Here is a 14,601-nt window from a genome sequence, read left to right as displayed (position 1 = left end):
GGCCTAGGCATGAGGCGAGGTTCGCGATCAGGTTCCCATTCCGTTCCGCGCTGAATCCCGCTAGCAATCGCGGGTGACTCTCCCGCCAACCACCCTCGATCTCGCCCCCGCGCTCGTCGTGCTGCCCGGCCCCCGCGCCGCCGTGGCCGACGCCACCGGGCCGCAAGCCCTGCGCACGCCGGACGCCCGGGACCTGTTCGAGCAGTGGCCGGTGCTGGTGGCGCATGCGGCGATGACGGCGCGGCGGTTGGGCGTGCCTGTGCCGCCGCGCTCCAACCGGGTGTTCGACGCGCTGGAGCTGTTCGCGTTTGTGCGGCCAGGAAGGTTCTGTGCGCCGTCGGCGGCGGGGCTGGCGCAGGCGCTGGGGATGGCGGAGCCGAAGGGGGCGGAGGCTCAGGCCGTGGCGCTGCGGGCGGCGTGCGGGGTGTTGCTGGCGGAGCTGGCGGCGGCGCCGGACCCGTCGCGGGAGGAGGCGCTGGCGGTGGCCGAGACCCTGGCGCGGGGCGGCTGGCCTTGGGGGACGGCGGCGATCGGGGCGCTGCGGTCCGTGGCTGTGGGGAACATGTTCCGCACGTCGGGGCTGGATGCCTGGACGCGGCTGGCGGAGTGGGAGGGCGAGGCGCCGCCGGGGGAGCCGGGGTCGAAGCCGATTTTGCCCGAGGCGGCGGCGGCTCGCTTAAGGGAGTTGCTGGAACGCTCCGGCCTGGATGAGGCGCGGCCGGCGCAGGCGGAGTTCGCGGCGGAGGCGGCGTTCGCCTTTCAGCCTCGGGAGCGCGAGGGGGAGCCGCGGATGATGTTGGCCGAGGCCGGCACGGGGATCGGCAAGACGCTGGCCTATCTGGCGCCGGCCTCGCTGTGGGCGGAGGCCAATGGGCCGGCGGTGTGGGTCTCGACCTATACCCGCGCGCTGCAGCGGCAGATCGAGCGGGAGAGCCATGCGCTGTTTCCAGATCCTCCCCGTAGGGGGAGGTGGCCCGCAGGGCCGGAGGGGGTTCCATCCGCTGAGTCAGCTGGGCTCCAACCCCCTCAGTCGCTTCGCGACAGCCCCCCCAGAAGGGGGGCATCTGGACGAGTCGTGGTGCGCAAGGGGCGCGAGAACTACCTCTGCCTGCTGAATTTCCAGGAGGCGGTGAACGCGGCGCAGTTGGGCGGCGGCGACCTGGTGGGGATGGGGCTGGCGGCGCGGTGGGTGCGCGCGACGCGGGACGGGGACATGACCGGCGGGGACTTCCCGGCCTGGCTGCCCGGGTTGTTCGCGGTGTCGCCGGTGGCGCAGGCGAGCGCGGCCAATCTGGTGGACCGGCGCGGGGAGTGTATCCACGCGGGCTGTTCGCACTATCGGACCTGTTTCGTGGAGAAGGCGATCCGCGGGTCGCGGCGGGCGGACATCGTGATCGCCAACCATGCGCTGGTGTTGACGCAGGCGGCGTTCGACGGCGCGCGGGCGGCGCGGGCGGCGCGGGGGTCGAAGGCCGACGGGGAGACGACGCAGCTCAAGCGCATCGTCTTCGACGAGGGCCACCACCTGTTCGACGCGGCGGATTCGGCGTTCGCCGCGGCGCTGTCGGGGGCGGAGGCCGCGGAGCTGCGGCGCTGGATCCGCGGGCCGGAGGGGCGCGGGCGGCGCGGGCGGGGGCTCGAGCAGCGGCTGATGGAGGTGCTGGGCGACCACGAGGAGGCGGCGGGCGCGCTGATCGCGGCGACCCATGCGGCGGCGGCCCTGCCGGGCGAGGGGTGGTCAGGACGGATCGCGCCGCCGAACGGGGAGGTGGGTCCCGTGGGGCCGGTGGAGCACTTCCTGGTGGCGGTGATGGAGCAGCTCCGCGCGCGGGCGGCGCCCAGCGAGATCGGCATGGAGTGCGCGGCGCGGCCGGCGCTGGACCTGGTGCGGGAGACGGCGCGGACGGCGGCCGAGGCCTTGGCGAAGGTGGAGGCGCCGTTGGTGGCCTTGGCGCGGCAGCTCGAGAACGTGCTGGACGACGAGGCCGGCGTGCTGGAGCCGGCGACGCGGGCGCGGATCGAGGGGGCGCTGCGGGGGATCGATCGGCGGGCGCGGATGGCGCTGCCGGCCTGGCGCTCGATGCTGCGGGCCATCGACGAGGACGCCGAGGACGACCCGGACTTCGTGGACTGGTTCGACGCGACGTTCCTCTACGGGCGGGTGGTGGACGCGGCGTGCCGGCGGCATTGGGTCGACCCGACGGAGCCCTTGACCAATGCGGTGATCGCGCCGGCGCATGGGGTGCTGGTGACGAGCGCGACCCTGGCCGATGCGACGCTGGACGACCCCTTCGCGCTGGCGGAGATGCGCACGGGCGCGGCTAGGCTGCCGGAGCGGCCGAAGACCCTGAAGCTCGCCTCGCCCTTCGATTATGCGACCCAGGCGCGGTGCTTCGTGGTCACCGACGTGGCCAAGGACGACGCGCGCCAGGTGGCCGCGGCGATGCGCGAGCTGTTCCTGGCGGCCGGCGGCGGCGGCCTGGGGCTGTTCACCGCCATCCGGCGGCTGCGCGCGGTGCATGAGCGGATCGCCGCGCCGCTGGCCGACAAGGGGATCGCACTCTACGCCCAGCACATCGACGGCGAGGCGGGGGCCTTGGTGGACATCTTCCGGGCGGAGGAGGACTCGTGCCTGCTGGGCACCGACGCGGTGCGCGATGGGGTGGACGTGCCGGGGCGGTCGCTGCGGTTGCTGGTGTTCGACCGCGTGCCGTGGCCGCGGCCCGACATCCTGCACAAGGCGCGGCGCGTGCGGTTCGGCGGCAAGGGCTATGACGACGCCGTGGCCCGCGGGCGGATCAGCCAAGCGTTCGGCCGGCTGATCCGGCGGGCGGACGACAAGGGCTGTTTCGTCATGCTGGACGCCAGCTCGCCGACGCGGCTGTTCAGTGGGCTGCCCGAGGGGGTGGAGCTGCAGCGGGTGGGGTTGGTAGAGGCGATCGAGGGGGTGGCGGCGTTCTTGGCCTCAAACTCCGAGCGTCCCGACGAAAGTCGGGACCCAAGCTGACTCTCGGGATGGATCGCAGCCTGGCCAAACCCCGCCTCGGCTTGGGTCCCGACTTTCGTCGGGACAATCGGAGTATTTTCTAGGTCAGCGCCGCTTCCAGCCAGCCGAGGATCATGCCCCAGCCTTGCTTGGAGCGGTCGGCCCATTCGGCGGGGACGTCTGAGTGGGTGAGGCGGACTTCGCAGCCGCCGGCGGGCGTGGGCGTGAACTCCAGCAGGACCCGGGTGAAGTCCGGGTTGAACTGCGGGACGCCGAAGGTGAAGGCCAGGCGGCGCGGGCGATCGAGTTCGAGGTACTCGCCGGTATGAAGCACGTCACCCATCTCCGGGCGGCGGTCGACGAAGGTGAACTGGCCGCCGACCTTGGCGTCGACCTCGGCGCGGATCATCTCGCCGGTCGGGGTGGCGAACAGGAAGCGCCGGGCGATGGCCGGGTCCAGCCAGGCGTCGAACACGCGCTCGGGCGCCGCGTCATAGGTGTGGGTGATCGCGTATTCAGCCATCGGCGCTCACGCCGCCACGGACAGCTGTTCGAAGAGGTCCGCGGGGAAGGGCGAGACGTAGGCGGTGACGCCGAGCTGGGCGCGGACCTCGGCCAGGGGCTTGTCCCAGACGGCTTCCCAGTTGACCGGCAACAGCGGCGGGGTGCGGCGGCCGTGGGTCCAGGCGGTGAGGATGACAGGCAGCATGATCGCCCCGCCCTCCGGCCGCTCGAAGGCCACGCGGGTCAGGACCATGCCGAGGAACATCGACGAATAGTGGTGGCCGAACTGGGCGAGCTGGAAGGCCGAGATCGCCACCTCGTGCAGGGCGGTGGTCTGGTAGCCGGCCACGATGTGCCACAGGTCGTGGCACTGCAGGATGCGGGCGTTCAGGTAGTCGAGCGGCGCCGGCAGCTTGTCGAGGCCCAGCGCGGCGCGGTCCAGCACCTCCAGGTCGAAGCCGTTGTCGACGATCAGGTCGTGGAAGGTCGCGCCCAGCGAGGCGGGCGGGCATTTGGCGAGCGCATCCAGGCTGAAGTGCTTGGGATAGCTCTGGGCGACGGCCTTGGGGACGTCCGGATAGCAGAGCGCGGCGCGGCCGACCCGCGTCTGCATATTGGCCGAGACCAGGCCGGTGAGGGCGGCGGTCTTGGTGGTCAGGTTCACCGCCTCGAGGCCGGACGGCGGTTCCTCCAGCAGGTCCCACAGGGCGGGCCAGAAGGCAGGCGGGATCGGCTCCGGCGCCGCGGCTGCGTCGGTGGGGACGGGCTTCGCGCCTACCGGCTCGCCCAGGTAGCCCTCGGCGACGGCGTCGTAGAGGCCGGGGACGCGCTCCGGCGCGGCGGCGGCGGCGTGGATCCACAGCGCCGACAGCGCCATGAGGTCGGCGGCCTGCGGCTGGGCTTTCAGGCGCGCGCCGAGCGCGCGGGCGGCGGCGTCCTCGGCGCCGGCCTGGGCCAGGGCTTCGAAGCCGGCGCGCTCCTGATTGTCGCTCATCTTCGCCTCGCCTTGGGGGCCTATTCGCGGTTGAGTCGCGATCTCGATGGGAGCTTAGGACTGTTGCTGATTTAGGTCCTTTGGGGAAGCGGGGCGCGCGGCGTCGCGGCCGAAGTTGGGGGCGGCGCTTTCCTGGCCGGCGGCGATGATGCCGCGGCGGATCTCGCGGGTGCGTGAGAAGAGCTCGAACAGCTTGTCGCCCTCCGCCCAGCGGATGGCGCGGGAGAGCGCCTGCAGGTCCTCGGTGAAGCGGCCCAGCACCTCCAGCACCGCGTCCTTGTTGGCCAGGAAGACGTCGCGCCACATGGTCGGGTCGGACGCTGCGATGCGGGTGAAGTCGCGGAAGCCGCCGGCGGAATATTTCATCACCTCGCCGCGGGTGACGCCTTCGAGGTCGGCGGCGGTTCCGACGATATTGTAGGCGATCAGGTGGGGCAGGTGGCTGGTGACGGCCAGGACCAGGTCGTGGTGCTTGTCGTCCATCAGCTCGACGTGGGCGCCGAGCGCGGTCCAGAAGTCGGTCAGGCGCTCGACGGCGGCCTGGTAGGGCGCATCGGTCCGGGCCTGGGGCGTCAGGATGGTCCAGCGGTTCTTGAACAGCTCGGCGAAACCGGCTTCCGGGCCCGACTGCTCGGTGCCAGCGATCGGGTGGCCGGGGACGATGTGGACGCTGTCCGGCAGGAAGGCGGCGAGCGCCTCGGCCACGGCGCCCTTGACCGAGCCCACGTCGGTGACGGTGACGCCGGGGCTGAGGCCCGGGGCGGCGGCGCGGGCGGCCTCGCCCATGGCCATCACCGGCACGGCGAAGACGATCAGGTCGGCGCCCTTCACGGCCTCGGCGGGATCGGCATGGACGCTGTCGGCATAGCCCAGCTCGACGATCTTGGCGCGGGCGGCCTCGGAGGCGTCGGCGACGGCGACCTCGCCCACGGCGCCGGCCGCGCGGGCGGCGCGGATCACCGACGAGCCGATCAGGCCGCAGCCGATCACCGCCATCCTGCCGTAGATGGGCTGGCTCATGCGCCCTGGCTTGAAGCAGGGGGCGTCGGGGCCATGAACTCGATCAGCGCCTCGACCAGGGCGCGGTTATGCGCCTCCAGGCCGATGGTGACGCGGATGTGGTCGGGCAGGCCGTAGTTGCCGACGCCGCGCACCAGCAGGCCCTTCGACGCCAGGAAGGCGTCGGCCTCGGCGGCGGTGTGGCCGGGGATCTTCGGGAAGCCGACCAGCACGAAATTGGCCGCCGAGGGGCCGATCACGTCGAGGCCCAGGCCGCCCAGCTGCTGGGTGAGCCAGGGCCGCCAGGTCTCGTTGAGGGCGATCGAGGCCTGCTGGAAGTCCTCGTCCTCCAGGGCCGCGACGGCGGCGCGCTGGGCGGGGATCGAGGTGTTGAACGGCAGGCGGATGCGGTCGATGGCCTGGGCGATCTCCAGCGGGGCATAGCCCCAGCCGATGCGCAGGGCCGCCAGGCCGTGCAGCTTGGAGAAGGTGTGGGTGACCACCACGTTGCTGGAATTGCGGGCCAGGTCGATGCCGTCGTCGAAGGTCGGATCCAGGGCGAACTCGCCATAGGCGCCGTCCAGCACCAGCACCACGCTGGGCGGCAGGGCGTCGTGCAGCCGGCGGACCTCGGAGAACGGGATCCAGGTGCCTGTGGGGTTGCCCGGGTTGGCCAGGAAGACCAGCCGGGTGCGCGCGTCGACGCACTTCAGCAGTTCGTCCACGTCGATGCGGAAGCCCGGCTCCCTGGCGTGGCGAACTTCAGCCTGGCAGGCGTAGGCGCCGATGGCGAAGGCCGCGAAGCCGTATTCGCCCTGCACCATGTTGTCGCCCGGCTCCAGGAAGGCCTGGTTGAGGAGCGCGAAGACCTCGTCCGAGCCGCAGCCGAAGATCAGCCGTTCCGGCTCGATCCGGAGCTTGGCGGCGATCGCCTCGCGCACGATGGAGGCGCGGGGGTCGGGATAGACGTGCAAGGACCGCTCGGCGCTCTCGTAGGCCGCCTGGGCCTTGGGGCTGGAGCCCAGCGGGTTCTCGTTGGCCGACAGCTTGATCGGCTCGGCGAAGCCCTCGGCCTTGGCCTTGCCCGGCACATAGGCGTGGATGTCCAGGATGCCCGGCTTGGGGAGCGGCTTGGCCGCCTTCGAACGGTCGAGGAGGGGGGCGTCGTCAGACATTGGAGAGCGCAGCGTCCGAGGGGTGAGGCCGATGGGGCCGGGTCCGCCTCTTACACGCCGCTCGCCACGCGTCCAAGGTCGGCCTTGGACGCGCAGGCGTCGGCGCTGGTAGCGGCCGAGCGGCGGAAACCGCGTCCGACGGTCGGGCCGCTCTTACTTCTTCACGGCGTCTTTCACCGTGTCCTTCACGTCGCCGACGGCGGACTTCACACCGCCCACGACCTCGTCGTGCTTGCCCTGGCTCTTGAGCTTGTCGCTGCCGGTGAGGTCTCCCGCGGCAGATTCGACATGGCCGATGGTTTTCTGGCTCGCGCCACTCTCGTGGCTCCGGTCGCAGGCGGCGAGTCCTGTGGCGGCCAGGGCGAGGGCGGCGACAAGCGCAAGGCGAAGGGTGGGCATGGGAGCGTATCCATTGGTCCGCCGCGAGCGTGGGCATGAGCGTAACGGCCAAGCTTTCTGTAGGTTCAACACCGAGCACAGCCGCGCGGTCTGCGGCTCAAATCTCATGCTCTCGACCCATAGCGGAACCGTTGAGCGCGGTAAGCTGCCCGCTCGGGTCACGACCGTCCAAGCCGCGCGATTGCCAGCGGAGGGCTTCCGCGCCAGAGGAGGCTCCGGCGTTTGAGGGAGAGAGCATGGCGGGGCGCGAGGCGGTGCTGATGTCCTGGAGCGGCGGCAAGGACAGCGCCGTGGCGCTCTATGAACTGCAGCGGGACGGGCGCGAGATCGTCGGCCTGATGACTATGGTGGCGGGCGACGCAAACCGGGTCAGCGTGCATGGCATTCCGCGCGATCTGGTGCGCCGGCAGGCTGCGGCGCTGGGCCTGCCGCTGCATGAAGTGGTGCTGCCGAGTCGGCCCAGCAACGTCGAGTACGAGGCGGCGATCGGCGAGCTGTTCGCGGCGCAGCGGGCCGCGGGCGTGGAGACGGTGGCGTTCGGGGACCTGTTCCTGGAGGACATCCGGGCCTATCGCGACGGCCTCTGCGCGCGGCTGGGGATGCGCGCCATCTATCCGGTCTGGGGCCGCGAGACCCGCGCCTTCGCGGCCGAGTGCGGAGCTTACGGTTTCCGCACGGTGCTGTGCTGCGTGGACCTGGCGCGACTGGACCTCAGCTTCGCGGGGCGGGAGCTGGACGCGGCGCTGCTGGCCGACCTGCCCGCGGGCGCCGATCCCTGCGGCGAGAACGGCGAGTTCCACACCTTCGTCTTCGACGGCCCCAACTTCGCCCACGCGATCCCGATCGAGGTGGGCGGCCGTGAGGTCCGCGACGGCTTCGGCTATTGTGCGATCCGGGCGGCGTGACGGCTTCACCCAGGGGAAGTCTTGTGCGACTTAGCCGGGCAATGAGGAGCCCGCCATGACGCCGCGCACGACTGTCAGTTTCGCCTGGGCGCTGGTCCTGGCCGCGGCCACAGTGATCGGCAGCCTGGCGGCGTCCTGCATGATGCCCTTCGTCGCGCTGGCGGTGATGTCGGCGGCGACCATGACGCGACGCCGGGCGGCGGTGACGGTGGCGGCCGCCTGGGCGGCCAATGAGGCGATCGGTTTCACGCTGCTGCATTTCCCGGCGAACGCCAGCTCGTTCGGCTGGGGCGCAGCCGCGCTGGTCGCGGCGCTGGGCGCCATGCTGGCGGCGAGCCTGCTGGCAGCGCGCGGGCGCCTCTCGGCGGCGCGGCTGGCGGGGGCCTTCGTCCTGGGCTTCGCGGCCTATGAGGGCGTGATGGCGGCCTGGGGCCTGGCGGGTGGCGGGCTGGCGACCTTCGCCCCGGCCATCGTGGCGCAGATCGCGCTGAACGAGGCGATCTGGCTGGTGGGGCTGGCGGCGGTCCAGCTGCTGCTGACCTGGCGCGCGCCCAAGCTGTTCGGCGCCGCGCCGGCGCTCAGCCTGATCTGAGAATGGCCAGTCCGCGTATCCTCTCTCTGCTGCCGAGCGCCACGGAGATCGCCGTCGCGGTCGGGCGCGGCGAGGGCCTGGTCGGGCGCAGCCACGAGTGCGACTTCCCGCCGTTCGTGGAAGCCCTGCCGGTGTGCACGGGGACCAAGCTCGAAAAGGGCCTGACCTCGCGCCAGATCGAGGACCGGGTGCAGGAGATCGTCCGCCAGGGGCTGTCGGTCTATGAGGTCAACGCCGCCCTGGTGCGCGCGCTGAAGCCCGACGTGGTGCTGACCCAGTCGCAATGCGCGGTCTGCGCGGTGACCCCGGCGGACCTGGAAGAGGCGCTTGCAGACTGGGTAGGAACCCCGCCGACGCTCTTGTCGCTGGCCCCCGACAATCTGGACGACGTCTGGGGCGACCTGCGGCGGGTCGGGGAGGCGGTGGGCGCGCCGGACGAGGCCGCCGCCGCGATCCTGCGCCTGCAGGACGGGCTGCAGGCGATCCGCGTCCGCAGCGCGGCGCGCGGCTGGCGGCCGCGGGTGGCGACGATCGAATGGATCGAGCCCTTGATGACGGCGGGCAACTGGGTGCCCGAACTGATCGACGCGGCGGGCGGCGAGGCGCTGCTGGCCTCGCCCGGCCAGCACTCGCCCTGGATCGAATGGGAGGCGCTGGCCGCGGCCGACCCTGACGTCATCGTCCTGATGCCTTGCGGCTACCGCATCGGCCAGATTCTGGCGGAGATGCCCAGCTTGCACGCCCGTCCCGGATGGCGCGATCTGCGCGCGGTGAAGGCGGGCCGCGTGTTCGCCGTCGACGGGCACTACTATTTCAGCCGTCCCAGCCCGCGGCTGTTGGAGTCGGCCGAGATCCTGGCGGAGATCCTGGACCGGTGCGTCGATGAGCGCTCGGCGGTCGCGGGACCGATGGGTGAGCGCTGGCGGGTGGCGGCGGTTGGCTAAAGATCAGTTCCACTCGCTCGCACAAACGTCTGCCATCCTGGACGGCCGAAGAGCCGATCCGGGACCCAGGAGCGACCGCACAGTTTGAACCCCTGGGTCCCGGCTCTCCGCTTCGCTGCGGCCGGGATGACGGAGCTTTATGCGCAGTAGGGGAAGGTTGGCGCCCTAGATATCCAGCGGGCCCGGGGCGGCGCCGATGACGCCGGAGAGTTTGCCGGGGGCGCGGGCCAGGCGGGCGTCGTCGGGCTGGTAGTAGCCGGCGAGCAGGAAGAGTTTCAGGCCGCCGGCCTCAACCAGCAGGGTGGCGGCGACGCCGTCGCGGCTGAGGGCGTCTTCGATGGCCTTGGCGGCGCCTGGAGCGTCGGTGACCCAGAAGGTGTTGTCGGCGCCGGTGGGCTCGACCTCGACCTCGGCGACGGCCATGGCCGAGAGCGGACCCCAGGCGGCGAGACAGGGCAGGGCGGCGAACACCTTCAGCTTCGGCTCGGCCAGCAGGCGGCCCCACCAGGCGCTGTCGGGGGTCAGCGCGCAGACGCCGACGCCGCCCAGGCTCCGGGCCTCGGCGATGGCGTCCTCCGGCTTGGCGACCTGGCGCAGGGAGGGCGCGACGCCGAAGCGCAGGCGGGCGACCTCGACGGCGCGGCCCGGATCGCGGCCGCCCCAGACGGCGATGTGGAAGGGCCCCTGCGTCGCCAGGCTGTCGCCGATCAGCTCACGCCAGATGCGCACGATCAGGCCGGGACGCGCGCCGTTGCGCGGGCCGGCGAGCAGCTTCTTGAGCAGCGCGGTCTCGCGGCCGGGACGCAGACCGAACTTGTCTGAATCACCCGCCGCGGCCTTGGCGACGGCGACGTCCTTGGCCAGCGAGGCGCGCTCGACGACCAGGCGCAACAGGTCGGCGTCGATGGCGTCGATCCGCTTGCGGACCTCGTCCAGTGAGGGTGCGGGCAGCGATGGCGCAGGCTTATCCGTCATGGCTGCGGTGAAATTCTTCCCGAAACTGAAGGAAGGCGACCTAAGTCATTGCGGGCAAAGGCGCAATAGGGCCGCGCGCCGCAATAAAGTTGCAGGCGAAACGGTCGGGCCGCCGGGCCTCATGCGCCAAGCTTCGCTTTGTGGTAAACACCGGGCCGGGCTGCTTCCAGGAGTGAGGGCGACATGGGCGCCTTTGGCTGTTCCTCGATGTCGCGTCTCGCCGCGGTCCTGACCGCCCTGGCTCCGATCGCCGGTCCCGCCGCGGCGCAGGACGGCAACCCGACCACGCCCGGCGCGCTGGCCAACCCTGGCTCCTACCAGGGCAGCATGGCCCTGCAGCAGCAGGAGCAGCACCAGTACCAGCAGCAACAGCAGCAGAACCAGCAGATGCAGCAGCGGCTGGACCAGACCTACCGGCAGTATGCGCCCGGGCGCGGCGGCGGTGGCGGCGGGCCAGGCGGCGGCCAGGGCGTCGATCTGTGGAAGAAGCCGCCCCTGGCGCCGGCGCAGAATCCGCTGCTGGGCCGTTGGCGGCAGATCGCTTCCCGCGGGGTGTCGGAGCAGAATATGGGCGGGTTGGACGCGTTGCTGGGCGGCAGCGGGAGCGCGGCGAGCCTCGTCAATGGCGCGCTCGCCGGCGGCTGCAAGTCGATGTTCGGGACGGGCATGATCGCCTTCACCCCGACGAGCCTGGACTGGGTGGCGGCCGACGGCCACCAGGAGGTGCTCAATCACGTCGAATACCGGGCCAACGGCGGCGAGGTGGTGGTGCTCACGCGCGATCCGGGGGCGGTCCCGGCGCTGATCTTCGGCCTGCCCGACCACGACCACGCGGTCGTGGCCTTCTTCAAGTGCACGATGGAGCGCCTGGGCGCCCAGCCCCAGGGCGCCCAGCCCCAGGGCGCCCGCGCTTCGGCGGCGCTCCCCAAGGGGCCGACGGGCGGCGCGCCCGCGGCGGCGCCTTCGGGGTCGGCCAACGCCATACTGAGGTTCAATGTCGGGGCGGCGGCGCCCGGCGCCTTCACGCCCTTCGTGGGTCAACAGATCTGGGTGACGCCTGAAGACCCCGCCGCGGCCCTGGGCGGATCGCCCGTGGTCCGCCTTACGACCGATTGCGCCAATGTCCAGGCCTGCACGAGCGACCTGAGGCTGATGACCGGCAAGGCCTTGGGTTCGGTGCGCACCGACGCCCAAGGCCGTGCCCAGACGCCGCCGATCGCCGCCGGCCGCTACTTCCTTGTCGGCATCTTTCCCTATCAAGGCCACGTGCTGCTGTGGAACGTGGCGGTCGATCTGCGCGCCGGATCCAATGACGTGACGCTGGGTCCATCGAACGGCCGGGCGGTCCGCTGACCGGCCACGCGGCGGCGATTTCCCTGCGCCGCCAGGTTGTGCCTAGTATCCGGGCAAGGTTGTGCCTTTTATGCAAGCTTGACTGAAATTGCGCTCCCGCCCGATCAAGCTCGGTTTACACGGTCAGTGATCCGTCATCGGATGATGTTCGTCGAACTCTGAAACTCGCTCCAAGCGCGAGTGCGCGGCGATTTGCTCGCCGTGCTCCATCAGAGAGACCCCGGGGAGACCAAGCTATGAAAAACCTGCACACAGGCGCCAGCGTACTCGTGTTGTCGGCCTTGATCGCGCCGGCGGCCTTCGCGGCGGCCCCTGCGCCGGATACGGCGGCCGGCGTCTCGGAAGTCATCGTCACCGGCACCCGCGTCACCGGCGTCAAGGCCGAGGACAGCGCAGCCCCGATCCAGGTGGTGGGCGCGCTGGCGCTGAAACGTGTCGGCCAGCCGGACCTGATCCAGGCGCTGTCGCAGAACCTGCCGTCCTTCAACGCCGAGGGCTATGCCGCCGACACCGCGGCCCTGACGCTTTCGGCCGCCCTGCGCGGGCTGAACCCGAACGACACCCTGGTGCTGGTGAACGGCAAGCGCCGCCACCCGACCGCCAACCTGCACGTCGATCCGAGCTCGTTCCAGGGCGCGGCGACCGCCGACCTGAGCTTCATTCCGGTGGGGTCCATCGACCATGTCGAGGTGCTGACCGACGGCGCGGCCGCGCAATACGGCTCCGACGCCATCGCCGGCGTCGTGAACATCATCCTCAAGAACGGCAACCATGGCGGCGCCGCCAGCATCACCGGCGGCCAGTACTATGAGGGCGACGGCGACACCGGCGCCTGGTCGCTAAACAAAGGCTTCGAGATCGGCGACAAGGGCTTCTTCAACGCCACCGTCGAGCAGCGCTACCACGGCTTCAGCCGCCAGGGCGGCGCGGACCGGCGGCTCTACACCGTGGCCGGCGCCTTCCTCCCGGGCACCAGCGCGATCGACAAGGGCGCGGCGGGAGCGCCGGGCGCGCCCGACGTCAACAACATCTACGGCGACACCCAGTCGAACACCTACGACGGCTTCTACAACGCCGGCTATGACCTGGGCGGCGGGCTCGAGGTCTACAGCACCGGCAGCTATGGCCACCGCAAGGCCTCGGCCTTCGAGAACTACCGCGTGCCCAGCAAGGTCACCCGGACCGTCGGCGCCACGACCATCGTGCCGTTCCCGAACGGTTTCTCCCCGCGGGAACAGATCGTCGAGGACGACTATGCCGGCACGCTGGGCATCCGCGGCGTCGTCGCCGGCTGGAACTGGGACCTGTCGACCACCTACGGCCGCGACAAGGACGACGTCTCGACGATCAATTCGGCCAACGCCTCGCTGTTCGCCGACACCGGCCAGACGCCGCGCAACTTCTTCGACGGCACCTTCGCCGCGTCCGAATGGACCACGACACTGGACATCGACCGGTCGTTCGACGTGGGCATGGCCGCGCCGATGAACGTCGCGCTGGGCGCGGAGAACCGTGAAAGTAAGTTCACCATCGGTCAGGGCGACCCGCTGTCGACCTACAAGGAAGGCGGCCAGTCCTTCCCCGGCTTCCAGAAGACCGATGCGGCCACCCACACCCGCACCAACTATGCGGGCTATGGCGATCTGGCGCTGGTCCCGATCTCCGGGCTCAAGGTCGACCTCGCCGGCCGCTATGAGCACTACAACGACTTCGGATCGACCACGGTCGGCAAGCTCACCGCCCGCTACGACTTCACCCCGGCCTTCGCCCTGCGCGGCACGATCAGCGACGGCTTCCGCGCGCCGACCCTGGCGGAAGAGTTCTATTCGGCCACCAACGTGGCGCCGACCTTCGCGGTGGTGCAGCTACCGGCCAACTCACCGGCGGCGCACCTGGCAGGCTTCCCGAACCTGAAGCCCGAGAAATCGACGAACTACAGCGTCGGCTTCATCGGCCACCCGGTCGAAGGCCTGCAGATCACCCTGGACGCCTATCAGATCGACATCCGCAACCGTATCGTGGCCACCGGCACCCTGCTGGGCCTGAACAACGGCGCCGTAGTCTCGCAAGGCGTGCTGAACGCCATCGCCGCCCACGGCAACGTCCTCGATCCGGGTGTCACCTATGTAGGCATCAGCGTCTTTACCAACGGGGCCAACACCAAGACCCAGGGCCTCGAGTTCACCGGCAACTACGCCTCGGACTTCGGCGACATGGGCCACGTCGATTGGTCGGTGGGCGTCAACTACAACAAGACCACCATCGAAAAGCAGAGCCCGCTGCCGGCGGCGGTGACCTCGGTGGCCATCGGCCAGACCGTCCTGCTCGGCGCCAACGCGGTCGACACCCTGACCACCGCCGTCCCGCGCGAGAAGGTGATCCTCGGCGCCTATTGGACGCTGGGCAAGTGGAGCGCCAACCTGCGCGACACGGTGTTCGGCGAGACTTCGGAGCGCTACAGCCTCGACGGCACCGGCAACAACGGCATCAAGACCAGGATCCCGGTCACCAGCATTACCGACCTGGAAATCGACTATGCGATCCGCGACGACCTGAAGCTGGCGATGGGGGCGAACAACCTCTTCGACCACCACCCGCCCGGCATGCCCAATGTCTCCAACGGGGCCGGCGGCGTGAGGCCGGCGGACGGCAACAACGTCTATGGCGAGCCGCTGCAGTACTCCCCGTTCGGGATCAACGGCGGCTACTATTACGGACGCCTGACCTTCACGTTCTGACCCTGAGATAGGGCCCGTCTGCGCCAGCCGATCCTGG

The 14,601-nt window shown here is 70.8% G+C and carries 12 protein-coding genes; 6 read left to right on the top strand and 6 right to left on the bottom strand.

Going from position 1 to position 14,601, the window contains the following annotated elements:
• Positions 1–73 precede the first annotated feature (73 nt).
• Positions 74–3,007, top strand: coding sequence for an ATP-dependent DNA helicase (locus tag VHS75_RS14425; protein ID WP_329639312.1), 2,934 nt, complete (start codon positions 74–76; stop codon positions 3,005–3,007).
• A 79-nt stretch (positions 3,008–3,086) separates the two neighbouring features.
• Here VHS75_RS14425 and VHS75_RS14420 read toward each other — a convergent pair whose 3' ends face one another.
• From VHS75_RS14420 to VHS75_RS14400, 5 genes are all read right to left on the bottom strand, one after another.
• Positions 3,087–3,509: an SRPBCC domain-containing protein gene (locus tag VHS75_RS14420; RefSeq protein ID WP_329639311.1), complete on the bottom strand. Its 423-nt coding sequence runs from the start codon at positions 3,507–3,509 to the stop codon at positions 3,087–3,089.
• Positions 3,510–3,515: 6 nt separating this feature from the next.
• On the bottom strand, positions 3,516–4,484 hold the full coding sequence (locus VHS75_RS14415) for a Coq4 family protein (protein ID WP_329639310.1): 969 nt from the start codon (positions 4,482–4,484) through the stop codon (positions 3,516–3,518).
• 54 nt (positions 4,485–4,538) lie between these two features.
• Positions 4,539–5,504, bottom strand: a complete 966-nt coding sequence (locus VHS75_RS14410; protein WP_329639309.1) for a prephenate/arogenate dehydrogenase family protein — start codon at positions 5,502–5,504, stop codon at positions 4,539–4,541.
• Positions 5,501–6,658 carry a histidinol-phosphate transaminase gene (gene hisC, locus VHS75_RS14405; RefSeq protein WP_329639308.1) on the bottom strand — a complete coding sequence of 386 codons (1,158 nt, stop codon included), beginning with the start codon at positions 6,656–6,658 and terminating at the stop codon, positions 5,501–5,503. Before hisC ends, VHS75_RS14410 begins: the two co-directional genes overlap by 4 nt.
• Before the next feature lie 153 nt (positions 6,659–6,811).
• Positions 6,812–7,057 carry a CsbD family protein gene (locus VHS75_RS14400; RefSeq protein WP_329639307.1) on the bottom strand — a complete coding sequence of 82 codons (246 nt, stop codon included), beginning with the start codon at positions 7,055–7,057 and terminating at the stop codon, positions 6,812–6,814.
• A 236-nt stretch (positions 7,058–7,293) separates the two neighbouring features.
• Here VHS75_RS14400 and VHS75_RS14395 point away from each other — a divergent pair, with 236 nt between their 5' ends.
• From VHS75_RS14395 to VHS75_RS14385, 3 genes are read left to right on the top strand one after another with little or no spacing between them, the layout of a single operon-like run.
• Positions 7,294–7,962 (top strand): hypothetical protein, encoded by a 669-nt coding sequence (locus VHS75_RS14395; protein ID WP_329639306.1) that lies wholly within the window; start codon positions 7,294–7,296, stop codon positions 7,960–7,962.
• A gap of 55 nt (positions 7,963–8,017) precedes the next feature.
• On the top strand, positions 8,018–8,554 hold the full coding sequence (locus VHS75_RS14390) for a hypothetical protein (RefSeq protein WP_329639305.1): 537 nt from the start codon (positions 8,018–8,020) through the stop codon (positions 8,552–8,554).
• 2 nt (positions 8,555–8,556) lie between these two features.
• The gene (locus tag VHS75_RS14385; RefSeq protein WP_329639304.1) at positions 8,557–9,498 is read left to right on the top strand and encodes a cobalamin-binding protein; all 942 of its coding nucleotides are present in this window, start codon (positions 8,557–8,559) and stop codon (positions 9,496–9,498) included.
• A 165-nt stretch (positions 9,499–9,663) separates the two neighbouring features.
• Here the strand turns inward: VHS75_RS14385 and VHS75_RS14375 are convergent, their stop codons facing one another.
• The gene (locus VHS75_RS14375; protein WP_329639303.1) at positions 9,664–10,473 is read right to left on the bottom strand and encodes a chorismate mutase; all 810 of its coding nucleotides are present in this window, start codon (positions 10,471–10,473) and stop codon (positions 9,664–9,666) included.
• 207 nt (positions 10,474–10,680) lie between these two features.
• On the opposite strand from VHS75_RS14375, the gene VHS75_RS14370 reads away from it, so the two are divergent.
• Positions 10,681–11,826, top strand: a complete 1,146-nt coding sequence (locus VHS75_RS14370; protein WP_329639302.1) for a hypothetical protein — start codon at positions 10,681–10,683, stop codon at positions 11,824–11,826.
• 236 nt (positions 11,827–12,062) lie between these two features.
• Entirely contained in the window at positions 12,063–14,564 is a 2,502-nt protein-coding gene (locus VHS75_RS14365) for a TonB-dependent receptor (RefSeq protein ID WP_329639301.1), read from the top strand.
• Positions 14,565–14,601 lie beyond the last annotated feature (37 nt).

It is taken from the genome of Phenylobacterium sp., from assembly GCF_036264965.1.
Taxonomy (GTDB): Bacteria; Pseudomonadota; Alphaproteobacteria; order Caulobacterales; family Caulobacteraceae; genus Phenylobacterium.
This window is presented reverse-complemented; position numbering and strand designations above follow the sequence as displayed.